The organism is Catellatospora vulcania (assembly GCF_009720385.1).
GTDB classification, from domain to species: Bacteria; Actinomycetota; Actinomycetes; order Mycobacteriales; family Micromonosporaceae; genus Catellatospora; species Catellatospora vulcania.
Genome location: NZ_ML769301.1, coordinates 346,903 through 364,374 on the forward strand (window position 1 = coordinate 346,903; position 17,472 = coordinate 364,374).

The 17,472-nt window shown below is 73.0% G+C and carries 18 protein-coding genes; 11 read left to right on the plus strand and 7 right to left on the minus strand.

The features are described 5' to 3' along the window. Position 1 precedes the first annotated feature (1 nt). Genes F6W97_RS40395 through F6W97_RS01590 form a run of 4 tightly spaced genes read left to right on the plus strand, consistent with a single transcriptional unit; the run spans position 2 to position 4,291 of the window. Positions 2 to 1,504, plus strand: coding sequence for a serine/threonine-protein kinase (locus F6W97_RS40395; protein WP_230686317.1), 1,503 nt, complete (start codon positions 2 to 4; stop codon positions 1,502 to 1,504). Next, complete coding sequence (locus F6W97_RS01580; RefSeq protein WP_230686318.1) at positions 1,501 to 2,097, plus strand: FHA domain-containing protein; 597 nt, start codon at positions 1,501 to 1,503, stop codon at positions 2,095 to 2,097. The genes F6W97_RS40395 and F6W97_RS01580 overlap by 4 nt, the downstream gene beginning before the upstream one ends. 41 nt (positions 2,098 to 2,138) lie before the next feature. After that, positions 2,139 to 2,924 (plus strand): DUF4184 family protein, encoded by a 786-nt coding sequence (locus F6W97_RS01585; protein ID WP_155368290.1) that lies wholly within the window; start codon positions 2,139 to 2,141, stop codon positions 2,922 to 2,924. After that, a complete protein-coding gene (locus F6W97_RS01590) occupies positions 2,921 to 4,291 on the plus strand; it encodes an alpha/beta hydrolase domain-containing protein (protein WP_196278929.1) in 1,371 nt (456 codons plus the stop codon). The genes F6W97_RS01585 and F6W97_RS01590 overlap by 4 nt, the downstream gene beginning before the upstream one ends. A gap of 93 nt (positions 4,292 to 4,384) precedes the next feature. On the opposite strand, the gene F6W97_RS01595 is transcribed toward F6W97_RS01590, so the two are convergent. The 3 genes from F6W97_RS01595 to F6W97_RS01605 all read right to left on the minus strand — a co-directional run bounded on the left by F6W97_RS01595 (position 4,385) and on the right by F6W97_RS01605 (position 6,170). Then, positions 4,385 to 4,771 carry a DUF488 domain-containing protein gene (locus F6W97_RS01595; RefSeq protein ID WP_155368291.1) on the minus strand — a complete coding sequence of 129 codons (387 nt, stop codon included), beginning with the start codon at positions 4,769 to 4,771 and terminating at the stop codon, positions 4,385 to 4,387. Positions 4,772 to 4,905: 134 nt separating this feature from the next. Then, positions 4,906 to 5,799: an acyl-CoA desaturase gene (locus F6W97_RS01600; protein ID WP_155368777.1), complete on the minus strand. Its 894-nt coding sequence runs from the start codon at positions 5,797 to 5,799 to the stop codon at positions 4,906 to 4,908. A 167-nt stretch (positions 5,800 to 5,966) separates the two neighbouring features. Then, the gene (locus tag F6W97_RS01605) at positions 5,967 to 6,170 is read right to left on the minus strand and encodes a cold-shock protein (protein ID WP_155368292.1); all 204 of its coding nucleotides are present in this window, start codon (positions 6,168 to 6,170) and stop codon (positions 5,967 to 5,969) included. A gap of 401 nt (positions 6,171 to 6,571) precedes the next feature. On the opposite strand from F6W97_RS01605, the gene F6W97_RS01610 reads away from it, so the two are divergent. Next, positions 6,572 to 7,333 (plus strand): SDR family oxidoreductase, encoded by a 762-nt coding sequence (locus F6W97_RS01610; RefSeq protein WP_155368293.1) that lies wholly within the window; start codon positions 6,572 to 6,574, stop codon positions 7,331 to 7,333. 313 nt (positions 7,334 to 7,646) lie between these two features. Here F6W97_RS01610 and F6W97_RS01615 read toward each other — a convergent pair whose 3' ends face one another. Next, positions 7,647 to 8,132, minus strand: coding sequence for a hypothetical protein (locus F6W97_RS01615; protein WP_155368294.1), 486 nt, complete (start codon positions 8,130 to 8,132; stop codon positions 7,647 to 7,649). A gap of 103 nt (positions 8,133 to 8,235) precedes the next feature. Between F6W97_RS01615 and F6W97_RS01620 the strand changes: the two genes are divergently transcribed. From F6W97_RS01620 to F6W97_RS01630, 3 genes are all read left to right on the plus strand, one after another. Next, positions 8,236 to 8,922 (plus strand): DUF899 domain-containing protein, encoded by a 687-nt coding sequence (locus tag F6W97_RS01620; protein ID WP_155368295.1) that lies wholly within the window; start codon positions 8,236 to 8,238, stop codon positions 8,920 to 8,922. 124 nt (positions 8,923 to 9,046) lie between these two features. Then, complete coding sequence (locus tag F6W97_RS01625; RefSeq protein WP_155368296.1) at positions 9,047 to 9,421, plus strand: YciI family protein; 375 nt, start codon at positions 9,047 to 9,049, stop codon at positions 9,419 to 9,421. A gap of 255 nt (positions 9,422 to 9,676) precedes the next feature. Further along, positions 9,677 to 10,051: a YciI family protein gene (locus F6W97_RS01630; protein WP_155368297.1), complete on the plus strand. Its 375-nt coding sequence runs from the start codon at positions 9,677 to 9,679 to the stop codon at positions 10,049 to 10,051. An 88-nt stretch (positions 10,052 to 10,139) separates the two neighbouring features. Here the strand turns inward: F6W97_RS01630 and F6W97_RS01635 are convergent, their stop codons facing one another. Further along, positions 10,140 to 12,470: an FtsX-like permease family protein gene (locus tag F6W97_RS01635; protein WP_155368298.1), complete on the minus strand. Its 2,331-nt coding sequence runs from the start codon at positions 12,468 to 12,470 to the stop codon at positions 10,140 to 10,142. Continuing rightward, positions 12,467 to 13,231 (minus strand): ABC transporter ATP-binding protein, encoded by a 765-nt coding sequence (locus F6W97_RS01640; protein ID WP_155368299.1) that lies wholly within the window; start codon positions 13,229 to 13,231, stop codon positions 12,467 to 12,469. Before F6W97_RS01640 ends, F6W97_RS01635 begins: the two co-directional genes overlap by 4 nt. Positions 13,232 to 13,339: 108 nt before the next feature. Between F6W97_RS01640 and F6W97_RS01645 the strand changes: the two genes are divergently transcribed. From F6W97_RS01645 to F6W97_RS01655, 3 genes are read left to right on the plus strand one after another with little or no spacing between them, the layout of a single operon-like run. Continuing rightward, positions 13,340 to 14,569: a sensor histidine kinase gene (locus F6W97_RS01645; RefSeq protein ID WP_155368300.1), complete on the plus strand. Its 1,230-nt coding sequence runs from the start codon at positions 13,340 to 13,342 to the stop codon at positions 14,567 to 14,569. Further along, positions 14,563 to 15,198 (plus strand): response regulator transcription factor, encoded by a 636-nt coding sequence (locus F6W97_RS01650; protein ID WP_230686394.1) that lies wholly within the window; start codon positions 14,563 to 14,565, stop codon positions 15,196 to 15,198. The genes F6W97_RS01645 and F6W97_RS01650 overlap by 7 nt, the downstream gene beginning before the upstream one ends. A gap of 60 nt (positions 15,199 to 15,258) precedes the next feature. After that, positions 15,259 to 16,278, plus strand: a complete 1,020-nt coding sequence (locus F6W97_RS01655; protein ID WP_155368301.1) for a hypothetical protein — start codon at positions 15,259 to 15,261, stop codon at positions 16,276 to 16,278. A gap of 18 nt (positions 16,279 to 16,296) precedes the next feature. On the opposite strand, the gene F6W97_RS01660 is transcribed toward F6W97_RS01655, so the two are convergent. After that, on the minus strand, positions 16,297 to 17,466 hold the full coding sequence (locus tag F6W97_RS01660) for an ROK family transcriptional regulator (protein ID WP_155368302.1): 1,170 nt from the start codon (positions 17,464 to 17,466) through the stop codon (positions 16,297 to 16,299). Between the last annotated feature and the right edge of the window lie 6 nt (positions 17,467 to 17,472).

A 17,472-nucleotide genomic window follows, 5' to 3' on the forward strand; every position in this document is an offset into this window, starting at 1 on the left:
GATGACGGTGGACGCCGGCCGCGGTGACGGAACCCAGGGGACCGGCGCACCCGCGCCGGTCCTGCACCCCGGCGACCCCCGGCAGGCCGGCGGGGTGCGGCTGCTCGGGCGGCTCGGCGAAGGCGGCATGGGAGTCGTGTTCCTCGGCCAGGACGCCGCCGGACGCCTGGTGGCCGTGAAGGTCATCCGGCCGGACTACGCCCGAGACCGGCGCTTCCTGGCCCGGTTCGCGGCCGAGGCGGCCGCCGCCCGCCGGGTCGCCCGGTTCTGCACGGCGCAGGTCCTCGACGCCGGCGCCGACGGCGACCTCGCCTACCTGGTCACCGAATACATCGAAGGCCCCACCCTCACCGCCGCACTGGACGCAGACGGCCCCATGCACGGCTCCACGCTGGACAGCCTCGCCATCGGCGTCGCCGCCGCGCTCAACGGCATCCACGCCGCAGGCGTCGTCCACCGCGACCTCAAACCCGGCAACGTCCTGCTCTCCCGGGTCGGGCCGAAGGTCATCGACTTCGGCATCGCCCGCGCCCTGGACCACCTGGCGAGTCTCACCGAGTCCGGCGACATCGTCGGCACACCCGCGTACATGGCCCCGGAGCAGTTCCGCGGCACCGCCACCGCGGCCACCGACGTCTTCAGCTGGGGCGCTGTCGTCACCTTCGCCGCGACCGGACGCCCGCCGTTCGGCGCCGGCGCACCCTACGAGCTGATGCACCGCATCCTGACCGACCCGCCGGACCTCGGCGGCCTCGAACACCCGTTGCGCGGCCTCGTCACGCAGGCGCTCGACAAGGAGCCCGAGCGCCGCCCGACCGCCCGGGGGCTGCTGCTCACCCTGGTCGGCGACACCCCGGACCCGATCGACACCAGCTCGCGGATCCTGTCGACACAGTGGACGTCCCCGCCGCCGGCGACCGCGCGCATCGGCCCCGCGCCGACCCGGCTCGACGACGCCCACGCCGCCGGACCGCTGCTCGACCGACCGCTCGTCGAACGAGCACCCGCCCGGCGCGCCCGGCTCCTGGCGCTCGCCGCCGCAGGCCTGGTCACCGTGGTCGTCGCCGTGATGGCGTCGCGGGGATGGTGGCGCGACACTCCCGGCGCCGTCCAGGCGTCGCACTCCGCGTCGGCCGGGCACGCGGCGTCCCCCTCGGCCCGCTCCGCGGCGGGGACTGGTGCGGCGACGTCGTCGGCCGGTGCGCCGACGCCGATCAGGATCGGCGAACGCACCCCGGCGCGGGGCGAGGTCTCCCTCGGCGTCGGCGAGACAAGGACCTACCGGCTGCACGTGACCACCGGAACCAGTGTCTCCGTGAAGGGACACGTCTGCGCCGAACTCGTACGTTGGCAGCTGTCCCACGAAGGCGGAGCCCCGGTGACGTCCGGCAAACTCGGCTGCCTTCAGTCCGGACCCTATGTGCTGCCCGCCGGCGAATACGTGCTGGTCGTCGGGCAACCCGGCGTCGACGGCAAGTACGCCCTGACCCTGATCGGCGGATGAGCGCCATGACAGCGCACCTGGAGATGTGGGGCATGACCGGCGCGTCGGCGATCCCGCTGCACGGTGACCGGATCACGCTGGGCAGCGCCGACTCCAACGACATCGCCGTGCCCGCCGACCGCAGCCTGTCGCGCCTGCATGCGGTCCTGGAGCGCTACCCGGCCGGCTGGTGCGTACGCGACCTCGGGTCCCGCAACGGGACCTACGTCAACGGCCGGCGCATCTGGCAGGAGCACGTGCTCGCCGACGGCGACGAGATCCGGGCCGGCGCCTCCCGGTTCGTGCTGCGGTCCGGCCGCGTGCCCGCCGGCCAGGTCACCGAGGCGGGCGTGGCCCCGCCGGAACTCACCGGCCGCGAACGCGACGTCCTCGTCCAGCTGTGCCGGCCCCTGCTGGCGGGCGAGATGTTCACCGAACCCGCGTCGAGCCGGGAGATCGCCGCCGCGCTCGTCGTCACCGAGGCGGCGGTCAAACAGCACCTGCTGCGCCTGTACGAGAAGTTCGGCATCGCCGGCGACGGGGAGAGACGGCGGGTACGCCTGGCCAACGAGGCGATGGCCCGCAACGCCATCACCCGCAGCGACCTTCGTTGAACCGGGGCGATGCCGGGGCGACGCGCGACGTAGCATGAACGATGCCGTTCACCGGAGGCCATCCGGCTGCCGTCCTGGCCATCGCCCGTTTCGGCCTGCCGGGCTCCGCCCTCGTCATCGGCACGGTCACCCCCGATCTGCCGATGATGCTGCCGTTCCCGGCGATAGTCCATTTCGGGCACACGCCCTGGGGGCTCGTCACCCTGGACCTGGTCCTCGGCACGACGGCCTTCGTGCTGTGGCAGGCCGTGTTCGCTCGGGTCGTGCTCGCCATCGCACCTCGTGCGCTGGCCGCGCGCGTGCCGAACGATGCCCCGAGCGGGCTCGCGTTCCACTTCTCCTCGTGGAACCGGGTCGCCCGGGTGCTCGCTGCGGTCCTGATCGGTGCCGCGACGCACCTGATCTGGGACGGCGTCACCCACGACTGGATGTGGGGCCCGCAGTACGTCCCGTGGCTCGCGTCCCGTCACGGTTCGCTGCTCGGATGGCAGTGGGTGCAACGGATCAGCGACGTCGCCGGAACCGCGATCGTCGCCGGGTGGGTCGTCGCCTGGTGGCGGCGCGCAACCGTGCGCGCGGAAGCCGAGGTGCTGCCGCTGCGGCTCCGGGTCCTGGCGTGGTCGGTCATCCTGATCCCGGCCGCCGCCGGGTTCATGCACGGGCTGCTCACCGACTCGTGGTTCGCCGCGTTCGCCTGGGGTGCGGGACCGGGCGCCGCCGGTCTCGTCGCGGTCACCGCGACCTGGTGGTGGCGTCGGCGAAGGATCGACACTGGTGACATCGCCGATGCGTACGCGCCCACAACTGGCCAGGATGCCGGTTTATGAAGCTTCGTCGCACGTACTGCGCGGCCGTCGCCGCCGCTGTGATCGTGACGCTGGTCCCGACCGTCCCCGCGCTCGCCGACGAGCGGGCGCCCGTCTCCGCGCCGGTCGTCTCCGGGCCGATCCCGGGCGCCGTGCCCGGTGACCGGCTCGCGCCGGACGTCGAGAACACCTACCCCTTCTTCTCCACCCCTGACGACCTGGCCGCGAAGGGCTACGTCGAGCGCGAGTACTACCTGTCGGGCGTCGCCGACGGCTGGGATCAGCAGGGCAACCTGGTCGCGACCGACGTGCCGTACCGGACCCGGATCGTGGTCCGCCGACCGGCCGCCGACCGCAGGTTCAACGGCACCGCGCTGGTCGAATGGCAGAACGTGACGGCGGGCTACGACCTCGACGCGCTGTGGAACGGCGAGGCGATGATGCGCGCCGGGTACGCCTGGATCGGGGTTTCCGCCCAGCGCGTCGGCGTCGACCAGCTACGCGGCTGGAGCCCAGCCCGGTACGGCAGCCTGGACGTCACCGGTGCCGGCCGGTACACCGCCGACGAGCTGTCGTACGACATCTTCGCCCAGGCGGCCAAGGCCGTCGGCGCGGGCGGCCACGCCTCGCCGGTGGGGCGGCTGGACGTCCGCACGACCCTGGCGATCGGAGCATCGCAGTCCGCCGGCCGGATGACCGTCTACTACCAGAGCATCCTGCCGAAGGTCGAGCCGGTCTTCGACGGGTACGCCTTCATCGTCGGCAGCGCGCCGACCCGGGTGGGCCCGGAGCCGGTGTTCCAGGTGCTGTCGGAGACGGATGTGCGCACCCCGCTCCGGCCGTCGCCCGACACCGACCGGTTCCGCCGCTGGGAGGTCGCCGGTGGGGCGCACTCCGGCTGGCACGGCCAGCAGTACCGGACCCCGATCTCGGTGCGCGACCTGGGGGCGGCCCCGGTCTACGACTGCGCGCAGCCGCCGTTCAGCCGGGTTCCGGTCAACCACGCCACCGCGGCGGCCTACGACCACCTGGTGCGGTGGGTCCGTGCGGGCGTCGCGCCGCCGACCGCCCCGCCGCTGGTGTTCAACGCCGACGGCACCAAGGCCCGTGACAGCCTGGGGCTGGCACTCGGGGGCATCCGGTATTCGCAGGTGACGGCACCGACGGCGGTGAACACCGGGGACAACGCCGGGCAGTCGTTCTGCTTCCTGTTCGGCAGCCACCAGCCGTTCGACGAGGCCACACTCGACGGTCTGTACCGCACCCGGGTGTCCTACGTCGCCCAGGTCGTCCGCGCCGATTTCGGCAACGTGCTCAGCGGATACCTGCTACCAGCCGACGCCCAGGCCAATCTCCGCGAAGCCCTCGCCTCCGGTGTGGGCGGCTGACACCCACGGCGACCGGTCGTGATCGCTCGACTCGCCTGGCACCTGTGCGAAAACCGGCTCAGGATACGCACAGGTGCCCGGCAAGTCCGGTGATCATCCGGTGCCGGTCAGGTGCTGGGCGAGCACGGCGGCATGGCTGCCGGGGAGGTCCCTCACCGCGGTGAGCAGGGTCACCGGGCCGTCGTGGAGGGCCTTGCGCAGTGCGGCCAGCGCCTGCTGCGCGGCGGGGTCGTCGAGTTCGGTCTCGTAGCGGGCGACGAACTCGTCGTGGCGCTCGCCGGGGGCCTCGTGATACCAGCGCCGCAGCTCGTCGGATGGGGTGAGCTCCTTGGGCCACCGTGCGATGTCGGCCCGCTTCTTGGCCAGGCCGCGTGGCCACAGCCGGTCCACCAGCACCCGCAGGCCGTCGTCGGGCGAGGGCGGGTCGTACACGCGGCGCATACGCAGGTTCGCGGCCGGGCCGGGGCGTCTCGTCGGCATAGGCCCATTGTCGGACGGCGCGGACCGGGCGGGGCGGGTTCGGCACCCACTGCCGGCGGCCGGGAAGGTGCTCACCTCGGTGGATCACCGCAGGTGGTGAGCCGGCCGCATGGGGCCGGCTCGACGCGTTGCCGCTACCGGGCGCGCTTGGCTTCGAGCCGTTCGGGCACCGGCCAGCGGACGTCACGGGCCAGCCGGAGCTTCTCGAAGATCCAGATGAGCCGGGCGGCGGGGTCGAGCTGGCCGCGCAGGACGCCGTGGCGGGCCCCGGTCGGGTCGGCGTGGTGGGAGTTGTGCCAGCTCTCGCCGAAGGACAGGATCGCCAGCGGCCAGAAGTTGGTGGCCCGGTCCTTGCTGACGAAGGGCCGATCGCCGACGACGTGGCAGATGGAGTTCACCGACCAGGTGACGTGGTGGAGCACGGCCATGCGGACCAGCCCGGCCCAGAAGAAGGCACTGACCGCGCCCGCCCACGTGCCGGTGACCAGGCCGCCGATCAGGGCGGGTGAGAGCAGCGACACAGCCACCAGGGGACCGAAGAGCCGGTCGACGATGCGGATGTCGCGGTCGGCGACCAGGTCCGGGGCGAACCGGGCCCGGTTGCTCACCTCACGCCGGAACATCCAGCCGATGTGGGCGTGGAACAGGCCCTTGAGCACGGCGGTGACGCTGGTGCCGTAACGCCAGGGGGAGTGCGGGTCGCCTTCGCGGTCGGAGAAGGCGTGGTGCCGGCGGTGGTTGGCGACCCACTGGGTCGGCGAGCCCTCGACGGCCAGCGATCCGGCCACGGCCAGCGCGATGCGCAGCCCGCGCCGCGCCTTGAACGATCCGTGGGTCAGGTGGCGGTGGTAACCGGCCGCGATACCGAATCCGCTGATCAGGTAGGTGGTGATGGCCAGCGTCAGGTCGACGCCGGACAGGCCCCAGCCCCATGCGACCGGCATGGCGGCCAGCAGCGCGACGAACGGGGTGACCACGAAGATCCAGATCGCGATCGCGCCTGCCCGGGTCTGCGGTGCGGCGAGCATCGGCTTGGGTTCGTGCACGGTACGGGGGGCATCGGGGCGATCGACGACCGTCGGCGGACTGGTTGCTCCCATGCGGCTCCTGTCTGAGATCCGGTGGTAGGGCGGTGCGGGGCCGATAAACGACATGGCCGGGAGCCCAACGGGTTCCCGGCCATGATCGGAACTACTTAGAGGACGCGCACGCCCGCGGCCTGCGGACCCTTCTGGCCCTGCACGATGTCGAACTCGACCTTCTGGTTCTCCTCCAGCGAACGGAAGCCGTTCGACTGGATCTCAGAGAAGTGGACGAAGACGTCCGCGCCGCCGCCGTCGACCGAGATGAAGCCGAAGCCCTTGTCTGCGTTGAACCACTTAACGGTGCCCTGTGCCATGTTGTTCTCCTCCTTGGGAGTGGGAGCCGCACTTTGCGGCAACCCAGCCGTTGTCCCGGCGGCCACATCCGCCCCAAGAGGAAGACGAAACCACCCGCGTGACCTGATTCGCGGGCGTCAAAAGATCAACTACTGAACACGCAAAATCACGACTGAATGATGACAACTCTCCCACACTTGATTCTATTCCTGGAGGGCGGCTGCCCCCTTCCTGAAATCGCAGCTCAGGAGGGGTGGTTCCGGCGAGCCGCCGGACCGCGTCGGCGAGCGGGGCTCCCGCCGGACAGCCATGATCGTCTATGGCTTGACCTGGCGGTTCGGCATCGGCACCCGCTGGGGCGCGGATACGCTGCGGAGATGGGCGGGATGATCCACGTTCCGCCCCGGCTGAGGGGAAAGTCGTGTCCGCCACATCCGCGGCATCTGCCGGCCGGCGCGAACCGGCGCTCACGGGGGCGACCGTCGTCCTGATCGGCGGCAGCGCCGGCATCGGGTTCGAAACGGCCCGGCTGGCCCGCGCCGAGGGCGCCGCCCTCGTGCTGACCGGCCGCGACCCCGAACGCCTGGCGCGGGCCGCCGCCGAACTCGGCGCGCTGCACAGTGCGGCGTTCGACGCCACCGACCCGGCCGCCCTCGAACGGTTCTTCCGGGAACTGTCGAAGCCGATCGATCATGTGATGATCACCGCAGGCCGGCCGTACTACGGACTGCTCGCCGACATGGACGTCGAGCAGGCCCGCCGCTCCTTCGACGAGCACATGTGGCTGCCCGTCAACGTGGCCCGCCTGGCCACCGGCACCGTCCGGCCCGGCGGCACCCTCACCTTCATGGGCGGCACCGGCGCCCGCCGCCCGCGCCCGGGCCTGACGATCGCCGCGATGGGCACCGCGGCGCTGCCCGCCATGACCGCGAATCTCGCCCTCGAACTGGCGCCGATCCGGGTCAACCTGATCGCCGCCGGGTTCGTCGACACCCCGCTGTCCGCACAGCTGCTCGGCGACGACCTCGATCAGCGGCGAGAGCAACTGCGAGCCACGCTGCCGATCCGCCGGGTCGTCGGACCTGCCGACGTCGCCGCGCTTGCGGTGCACCTCATGACCAACACGGCGCTCACCGGCGCGACGTACGACATCGACGGCGGCCAGCAGCTGCTTCCGGGCTGAGCATCCGGCGCGGGTCTAGCCGCGACCGGGAGCGCTCGTGCTCACCTCTGGCCAACGAGAACCCCCAACCCCGCCTAGAGCGAAGGAAGGGCACCTTCTTAACGCTATGCGTAGAGGAAGGTGCCCTTCATCACGGCGACCGGGTGGGGCCTGCGGCGATGATCGCTGGTTGCGGCCGAAAAGTGGGTTCTGGCCACAGGTTTTGACCGCAAACAGCGATCATCGCCGTCAAGCGCGACCGCGCCCGGCCCCACGCCACCCCGGCCCAGCCCCGTCCGGTCCGGTCCAGTCCGGTCCCCTCGCATCCCCGCTGTCAGAGGGCGTCGACGATGTTCTTGGCCTCGCGCAGGCCCAGCGCGGCGTGCTGGCGTACCAGCTTGATCGCCTCGATCGCCCGACCCTGCTGCTTCAGGCTTCGGGCGTTCGCCATCAGCTCGGGTCCGAGCAGGCCGAGGGCGGGCTGCCCGGCGGCGAGCGGCGACGGCGTGCCGCCCGCCTCGATCAACTCGACGGCCTTGACGGCGTCGGCGAGCGTGGCCCCTGTGGCCTCCCGCCACAGTTTCACCGCGTGGATCTTCTTGCGCTGGTTCATGAGTACCCGGATCTGCTGCACGAGGGCGTCGCCGTGCGCCGGAGGGGGACCGGCGTGGCCGGCGCGGGCCGAGCGGGCGTGCTCGGCATCCCGGGCGGCCAGGGCGGATCCGAGCAGGTCGGTCGGGTCCGCGCGGCGACGCTTGGCCACCAGCAGGCCGATGATGACGACAAGCACCACGATGACGGCGATCAGAAACCCGGTCATGGGCACACGCTACCGGGTGGGCGCCCGTCCGGATTCGTCCGCATCTTCGCGTATTTATAGTAGAAGGTCAGTGTGTGTCCAGACGACGAGAGAGTTGTTCATCATGGCTGCTCTACCACCCGTTGCCGACTCCGCCACCTGGCGCAAGGAGCTGGACGAGCTGCGCGCCCGAGAGAAGGCGGCCACCAGGGAGCTCGACGCGATCGCCGCCCAGCGACGCCGGCTCCCCATGGTGAAGATGCCCGAATACACCCTGGTCGGGGCCGGGGGTCCGGTCAAGCTCGTCGATGTGTTCGAAGGCAGATCGCAGTTGATCGTCTACAACCACATGTGGGACCCCGACCCGGACGCGCGGTGGCAGTGCGGCGGCTGCACCAGTCTCATGTCGTCGTTCACGCGGCTGGACTTCCTCGACAACTACGACGCACGATTCGTGATCGTCACCCAGGGGCCGATCGAGGCGGCCCTCGCCTACGCCGAACGCGTCGGCAACAGGATGACGTGCTACTCCACCGCCGACAGCCCGTTCGGGGCCGACATCGACGCACCGCCCGGTGGCGGATTCGGAGTCAACGTCTTCCTGCGTGACGGCGAGACCGTGTACCGCACGTGGCACACCAACGGTCGCGGGGTCGAGCAGCTGACGTTCACGTTCGCCCTGGTCGATCTGCTGCCCTACGGGCGGCAGGAGGAGTGGCAGGACTCCCCGGAAGGCTGGCCGCAGGGCCCGGCGTACGGCGGCTGGCTCGACTCGCCCGACGTCGCCCGGTTGTACGGTCCCGCCGACTGACGGCCGTCGAGGCGCGCAGCGGCTCCGTGAAAAACTTCGGCCTGAGCGTCGGATCCGGGGCGAGCCGTTCGTAGCACAGGCGAGTGGCGGCCGGAGGTGGCCGCCGGGTTGAGGGAGCGAAGCGATGACGCGGTACCTGATCTCGTTCAATGACGGCGCGATGGACCACATCCCGGGTGAGGACCTGCCCGACGTGGGCAAGGCCGCGCACGCGGCGTGCCAGGAGGCCGTGGACGCCGGCGTGTGGGTGTTCGGCGGGGGTCTGAACAGGCAGCGGGCGAGTGTCGTGGCCACCGACGGGATGGTCACCGACGGTCCCTACCCGGAGACCAAGGAGGTCATCGGCGGGTTCGTGGTCGTCGACGTGGCCTCCCGCGAGGAGGCGCTGGCCTGGGCTACCAAGATCGCCGTCGCCTGCCGCTGTGCGCAGGAAGTCCGGGAGATCATGGCCGACCCCGAGATGGACGCGATGCTCCACCAGGCCGAGAGTCGACGCTGACCTGATGAGGTCGTCGTCGACCTACCCGTCGGGGGTCAACTTTCGCGATGGAAGGCTGGCCGCGGGGGCCGACGTACGGTCGCCGGCCCGACTCGCCCGACGTCGCCAGGTGGTACGGCCCCGCCGACGGAGACCGGTTGCCCGCGGCGCAGACCCCGTGAAAATCTCCGGCCCGGTGTCGGATCCTGGGTGAGCCGCTCGTAGCACAGGTGTGAGGCGGGCCGCCGGAGGCAGCCGGGGCAAGGGAGCGATGGCGTGACGCATTATCTGATCTCGTTCAATGACGGCGCGATGGACCACATCCCGGGTGAGGACCTGCCCGACGTGGGCAAGGCCGCGCACGCGGCGTGCCAGGAGGCCGTGGACGCCGGCGTGTGGGTGTTCGGCGGGGGTCTGAACAGGCAGCGGGCGAGTGTCGTGGCCACCGACGGGATGGTCACCGACGGTCCCTACCCGGAGACCAAGGAGGTCATCGGCGGGTTCGTGGTCGTCGACGTGGCCTCCCGCGAGGAGGCGCTGGCCTGGGCTGCCAAGATCGCCGTCGCCTGCCGCTGTGCGCAGGAGGTCCGCATGCTCGGGGGCGACCCGGAGCACGACGAGATGATCCGCCAGGCCGGACGGCGACCGTGACATCCCGGTGACGTCCGAGCGCGGCGGGCGAGGCCCGGGGGCCACCGGCGGGTCGTCCCCGCCGGTGGCCGCGAGCTGGCGGCGGCGTTCACCCCGTTGGGTGACCTGACGCCCGCCTGGTCGCCGCCAGCGACGCGGCCACCGCCATGGCGGCCGTCGCCAGCACCGTCGCCGCCGTCACCGGCCAGTGCAGCCGCAACGCGACCGGCACCCCGACCTCCTGGGCGAGCCCCGCGGCCATGCCCAGCAGCGGCGGGACGGTCACGGCCAGGCCGAGCCCCGTGCCCAGCGCCACCACCAGGAGCGCCTCGGCCGCCGCGTAGCGCAGCGTCTGCCGTGGCGTGGCCCCGGCCCGGCGCAGCACGGCCAGGTCCGGGCGTCGGCTCTCGGCCGACATGGCCATCGTGTTGACGACCGCGATGCCCGTGTACCCGACGGACAGCGCGATCAGCACCGTCGCGAACAGCCACAGCAGGCGGCTGTCCTCGCTGCTTTCCCGGTCTGCGTACGCCTTCGCGTCGAGCACCTCGACGCCGGGCAGCCCGGCCAGCGCGGTGGCGTCCATCCCGGCCGCCGACGTGGCGAGCGCGGACGGGTCGTGCCGGCGGACCAGGTCCCGCGGCAGGATGAGGTCGTCGTCGATCTGCCCGTCGGGGGTCACCTTCGCGATGGTCAGCCGCTCGGTGAGCCCGTCGGGGAAGACCACGGTGACGGTGTCGCCGACCTTGGCGCGCAGGGCGTCGGCGACACCGGCCGCGACGCTGACGCGCTCGGTGGCGGTGCCGAACGCGGCGATGGACAGGTCACCGGCGTACACCCGGCTCGGCAGGACCGACCGGCCGCCCGCAGCGGCCTCGGTCAGTCCCGGGGTGCCGTCGGGCACGGCGACGGTGATGCCGGCCAGCTTCGCCGCCTGACCGGCCGGGTACGCCTCCCGCATCGTGGAGACCATGCCGGACAGCAGCACCGCGAACCCGACGGTGGCGATCACCGGGGCGGCAGTGGCGGCGGTGCGCCGGGCGGCGGTCAGCGACTCGGCCCGCACCAGCATCGGTCCCGCCCCGCGGGCGCCGCGCAGCGGCCAGGAGACCAGGCGCACCAGCGGCGGCAGCAGGACCGGGGCCAGCAGCGCCGCGGCGGCGGTCAGTGCCATGGCCGCGAACAGCGCGGCGTTGACCCGCTCGTCGGCCGCGGCGGTCCCGGTGCGGGCGGCGAGGAAGCCGCCGAGCGCCAGTGCGCCGCCGCCGAGCAGCCAGCGGCCCAGCCCCATGGCCCGCGCCTCGACGGCGGCTTCGCGCAGCGCGGCCATCGGCGGCACCTTCGCGGCGCGGCGTCCGGCGGCGTACGCGCCGACCAGCGCCACCCCGATCCCGACGGCGACCGCGATGAGCACCGGCAGCACCTGCGGCCGGACCTGCAGCCCCGGCTCGGCCAGGCCCCAGCGCACCAGCAGGCGGCCCGCGGGTCCCGCCGCCACGGTGCCCAGCAGCGCCCCGGCGAGGCCACCGGCGGCCCCGACGAGCAGCGCCTCGCCCAGCACGATCCGCCTGATCTGGCGCGGCGTCGCGCCGACGGTCCGCAGCAGACCCAGCTCCCGCCGCCGGGCGGTGACGTTGAGCGCGAACGTCGACGCGACGACGAACACGGTCACGAACACGGCCAGGCTCGCCATCGCGATCAGCAGCTGGGTGCCCAGCCAGCGGGTCTTGGCCTGCTGCACCGGTTCCAGCGCGGCCCGCTGCTCGCCGGTCGCGACGACGGCGCCGGGTGCGGCCGCCTTCGCCGCCTCGGCGACGACGGCCGGGTCGGCACCGGGCCGCAGCAGTAGCCCGAGCACCGGCACCCCGGGCGCCAGCCGTGCCGCTGCGCCGTCGGACAGGTACACGCCCGGCCCGTCGACCAGCCCTGTGACGGTCACCTCGGCCGCGCCGCGCGCGGTCAGCAGGGTGGTCCGCGCGCCGATCGCGAGCCCCGTCGCGACGTCGGCGGCGACCTCCCCGTCGGCGGCCGGGGCCACCCCGCCGACCAGGGGGTACGCGCCCAGTGCGGCACTGGACCAGCCGTGCCCGGCCGACGCGTCCCCGGCATCGCCGATCGGGACGCCACCGATCACGAGCTGGGCGTAGAACGACCGGTCGGGCACCACCGACGCGACACCCGGCAGCCCGGACAGGCGTCCGGCCAGCGCTTCGGCGTCGGCGGCCGACCAGGGCCGCACACCGCTGCCGATCCCGTCCGCGTCCGGCGCGACCGGCCCGTGCACCAGCACCGGCGCGGCGGCCAGGCGATCCGGGGTGCGCGGCAGCGCCGAGAAGTGCACGAGCAGCGTCATCGCGATCAGCGCGACGCCGAGGGTGAGACCGGCGAACGTCCCGGCCAGCGACGCGGCGCGGCCGCGCACCGCGGCCAGCGCGATCATCGCTGCTCCAGTCGTGCCATCAGGCCGGCGATCTGCTCGGCCCGCCCGGGCGCCCGGGCGGGGCCGCCCAACCGGTCCGCGACCCGCCCGTCCCGCAGGAACACCACCTCGTCGGCGTACGAGGCGGCGACCGGATCATGGGTGACCATCACCACCGTCTGCCCGTGCCCGTCCACGGCCGCCCGCAGCAGGCCCAGCACCTCCCGCGAGGCGGCGGTGTCCAGCGCGCCGGTCGGCTCGTCGGCGAAGACCACGTCCGGGCGGGTGATCAGGGCGCGGGCGATGGCGACGCGTTGCTGCTGCCCACCGGACAGCTCGCTCGGCCGGTGGGCGGCCCGGTCGGCCAGGCCCACCTCGCCCAGCGCGGCCCGCACCGCCGCCGCGGCCGGGCGGCGGCCCGCCAACCGCAGCGGCAGCTCCACGTTCTGCGCCGCGGTCAGCGACGCGACCAGGTTGAACGCCTGGAACACGAAACCGATCCGCTCCCGGCGCAGCACGGTGCGCCGCTGCTCGCTGAGGCCGCCCAGGTCCACGCCGCCGACGCGCACCGTGCCGGAGGTGAGCCGGTCCAGGCCCGCGGCGCATTGCAACAGGGTGGACTTGCCGGACCCCGACGGGCCCATGACCGCGGTGAAGGTCCCGGTCGGGAAGGCCAGTGTCAGGTCGTCCAGCGCGGTGACCGCCTGCGCGCCGGTCCCGTACACCTTGCCGGCGCCGGACAGCCCGACCGCCTCGGCGACGGGGGAGTGTGTGATCGTCATGCGGTCCAGTCCACCGGCCCGGCCGGTCCCGCGCATTGGCGCGGACGGGACTTCACAGGTAGTGCGCGCACTACCGTCACGAGATCAACCGCCGGGTACCGTCGAGCCGTGCACACCCGAACCGCCTGGCAGGCCCTCGCCCAGCGGCCGCTGCGGTTCCTGACCTCCGCCTGGCCGTGGCGCTCCCTGGCGTACCTGGTGTCCGGGGTGCTCGTCGGCGGTCTGATCGGCGGGGCGCTGCTGCTGCTCGCCGCAGCCGGGCTGATCCTGCTGATCGTGCTGGTCGGCGTGCTGGCCATCCTGGCGCTGCTGCTGTCGGGCATCTACGTGGCCCGGTTCGAACGCTGGCGGCTGCGGCTGGTCGACCTGGACCCGGCACCCGACCCGCACCAGCAGCCGGCCGAGCCGGGGCTGCGCGCGTGGCTGACGACCCGGCTGCGCGAACCCGCGACCTGGCGTGAGCTGGGCTTCACCGCGCTGTCGGTGGTCGGGCTGTGGTGGATGGACTTCGGCGTGCTGTTCGGCGCGCTCGCCGTGCCCGTCATCGTGATGTACTCCCCGGTCGACGACAGCGACGTGTGGGGCCTGTTCTTCCTCGGGCTCGTCCTGCTGCTGCCCGCCCCGTACACGATCACCGCCTGGGCCGGGGCGCGGGCGGCGTTCACCCGTGCCGTGCTCGCCCCGCGCGACGACGAACTCGGCGCGCAGCTGCGCGAGGTGCGGGCGTCCCGCGCCCGGCTGATGGACGCGTTCGAGCTGGAGCGCCGCCGCATCGAACGGGACCTGCACGACGGCGCGCAGCAGCGGCTGGTGTCGCTGAGCGTGCAGCTCGGACTGGCCGGTCTCGACGCCGAGCCGGGCTCGCCCGTCGCCCGGCACCTGGCCGCCGCCCAGGAGCAGGTCGCGCTGACGTTGCAGGAGCTGCGGGCGCTGATCCGGGGCGTACACCCGCAGGTGCTCACCGACCACGGCCTGGCCGACGCCGTCGGCGAGCTGGCGACGCTGTCCCGGGTGCCGGTGCAGGTCGACATCCGGCTGCCGCAGCGGCTGCCCGCCTCGGTCGAGGTGACCGCGTACTACGTCGTCGCCGAGGCGCTGGCCAACATCGGCAAGCACAGCGGCGCCGCGCGCGCCGAGGTGGTCGGCCGCCTGCACACCGACCTGCTCGTATTGGAGATCCGCGACGACGGGTCGGGCGGGGCCGACGCCGGTGCGGGCAGCGGCCTGGCCGGCCTGGCCGACCGGCTGTCCGTCCTCGACGGGCGGATGCGACTGTCCAGCCCGCCCGGCGGGCCGACCCTGCTGCACGTGGAGGTGCCGTGCCACTCCGGATCGTGATCGCCGAGGACAGCGTGCTGCTCCGCGAAGGGCTCACCAGCTTGCTGGAACGCTTCGGCCACACCGTAGCCGCGGCCGTCGGCGACGCCCCGGCGCTGGTCGCGGCGGTGACCGCGGACCGCCCCGACCTGGTCGTCACCGACGTGCGGATGCCGCCGGAGCACAGCGACGACGGCCTGCGCGCCGCCGTCACCCTGCGTGAAGCCGACCCCGGCCTGCCCGTGCTCGTGCTCAGCCAGTACGTCGAGCAGTCCTACGCCGCCAAGCTGCTCGACACCGGTGGCGGCCATGCGGTCGGCTACCTGCTCAAGGACCGGGTCGGGGCGGTCGCGGAGTTCGCGCGGGCGGCCGAGCGGGTCGCCGCCGGAGCCACCGTCGTCGACCCCGAGGTCGTCCGGCAGCTGCTCAGCCGCAGGCAGGACCCGCTGCAGCGGCTCAGCCCGCGCGAGCGCGAGGTGCTGGAGCTGATGGCCCAGGGCCAGGCCAACGCGGCCATCGGCCGTGCCCTGTTCGTCACCGAGGCCGCTGTGAACAAGCACGTCAGCAGCATTTTCACCAAACTCGACCTGCCACCGGCCGGCGACCAGCACCGCCGGGTCCTGGCCGTGCTCGCGTTCCTGCGCGGGTAGACCGGGGTCGGGCACCACCCTCGCCGGGCTGTTGCATCAGCATCGGACAATATCCCGAGGGTGTCCAAGGTGGATCTCAAGGACGTGCTCGGCGTGGTCGCCGTGATCGCCATCGTGGTCTTCATGGTCCGGTCGAGCATCGACGACGCCAGGAAGGACAGGGCGCAGCGGCGGTCGAGTGCGGCGGGCAGGGACATCGTGTACGACGGCGTCGCCCACCGCCCCCGCTCGGCCCTGTGGACCGGCCTGGTGCTCCTCTGGCTCGGCGGCAACGCCGCCACCGCGGTGCTGCTCGTCGGGTACTTCCCCGGAAGCTGGCGGATGCCGTTGGCCGCCGGCACCGCCGTCGTCGCCGTGACCCTGCTGCTGCTCGGCGTGCGCTCGCTCACCGACCACGCCCGCACCGAGCACGTCGCAGGACGGGTGCTGCAGCGCCACATCACCTACCACGGCGAGGACGACCAGACCCGCCAGTACTGGATCGCCGTCGACGACGGCAGCGGCGTATCCCGGATCCGCGGCACCGCGGTCAGCCGGATGGACTACGAGCGTGTCGTCACCGGGGCCACGGTGCGGCTGCACGTCACTCCGCGCGGGCGGCAGGTCAAGTTCGTCGAGGTGCTGGCCCTGCCCGGACCCGCCAACGAGTTCCCAGGCGAGCACGCCGCGCTGTTCCCCCGTGGCGTCGACGATCTCAAGGTCGCCCCGGCCCGCGCCGCGGCCGTGCTCGGCAGCCCGGTCGAGCTCGCCGCCGTGCCCGTGGCCGTGGCGGGAGCCCGCCGGTACGTCTACGTGCCCGCCGGCACCCGGCTGACCGGTGACCGGTCCGGCGGGCCGTACCTGCAGATCACCGAAGCCGACGAACCCGACGCGGCGGCCGGCGTCGACCGGCTGGCGGCCGAGCGCGGCGGCAAGTCGCCCCGCTGGCGTTCCGGCGACCGCGGCGTCATCGACTACGGCTCACGTGCCTACGTGGTGAGCTGGGGCAGGGGAGTGCTCGTCGTCGAGGGCCACGGCGAGAGTCATGCCGGCAGCGGCGTCAGCCACCTCGCGTACACCCTCAAACCGCCCAAACGCTGAGGACGCGGGGCGGGCTGGTCACTGGCGGCGGGGGGCGACCGGGGCGGACAGGCCCGCGCTGAACAGGCGGGTGTCGACCTCGTTGAGGGACAGCTTCAGCGCGCCCAGGGCGACCGAGTCCGCGCCCAGGGTGGAGGCGCGTACGTCGGGCATCCGCAGGCAGAGGCGCTGGAGTTCGTGGCGCAGCGGGTCGAGTACGAGGTCGGCGGACCGGGAGAAGCCGCCGCCGAACACGACCACCTGCGGGTCGAGGGTCAGCACGAGGGCGGCCGCGCCGACGGCGAGGTCCTTGACGTAGCGGTTGACCGCGCCGCGCGCTGCCTTGTCACCGTCGCGCGCGGCGTTGAAGACCCAGGCGGCGGCGTCGTCCGGGCTGACGGTGTCGGGCACACCGGGGCAGTTCTGCAGGTGCTCGGGGGCGTTGAGCCAGCGGACGTGCTTGAGCGCGCCGATCTCGCCCGCCGCGCCGCCGAAGCCTCGGCGCAGCACCCCGTCGATGATCAGGCCCGCGCCGTTGCGCATACCGGCGAGCAGGTAGACGATGTCGTCGGCGTCGCGGGCTACGCCCTGCCACTTCTCGGCGAGCGCCGCGAGTTTGCAGTCGTTCTCCACCACGATCGGGCAGGAGAACCGGTGGCCCAGGTGCGCGGCGAGGTCGACGCTCTTCCAGCCGGGCAGCGGGGTGAAGAAGCTGGTGCGCCCCGACGCGTCGACCGCGCCGGTGACCGCGGCGGTGACGGCCCAGATGTCGGCGGCGGATTTGCCGGAGCCGGCCACGCAGGCGTCGAGGACGTCGTCGAGCACGGCGAGCCGCTCGGCGGGCTCGGCTTCGGCGGACACCGCCTGGCGGACGGTGTGCACGATGTTGCCGTCGAGGTCGGCCAGCAGTGCCAGGATCTTGTGCACGCCCACGTCCACGCCGATCACGTGGCCTGCTCCGGCGCGGAACTGGTACCGGCGGGCGGGGCGGCCGACGGCACTGCTGGCGCCGGGTTCGAGCACGGTGGCCCAGCCGTCGGAGACGAGTCCCTGGGCGATCACGTCGACGGCGGGCCGGGACAGACCGGTGCGCTGGGACAGTTCCGTGACGGTGGACGGCGGGTGGTCGCGCAGGGCCCGCACGATGCTCAGGGAGTTGAGCTCGCGCAGCCGCGGCAGATCCGTTCCGGTTGTTGCTAACTCTGTCACGTTCTG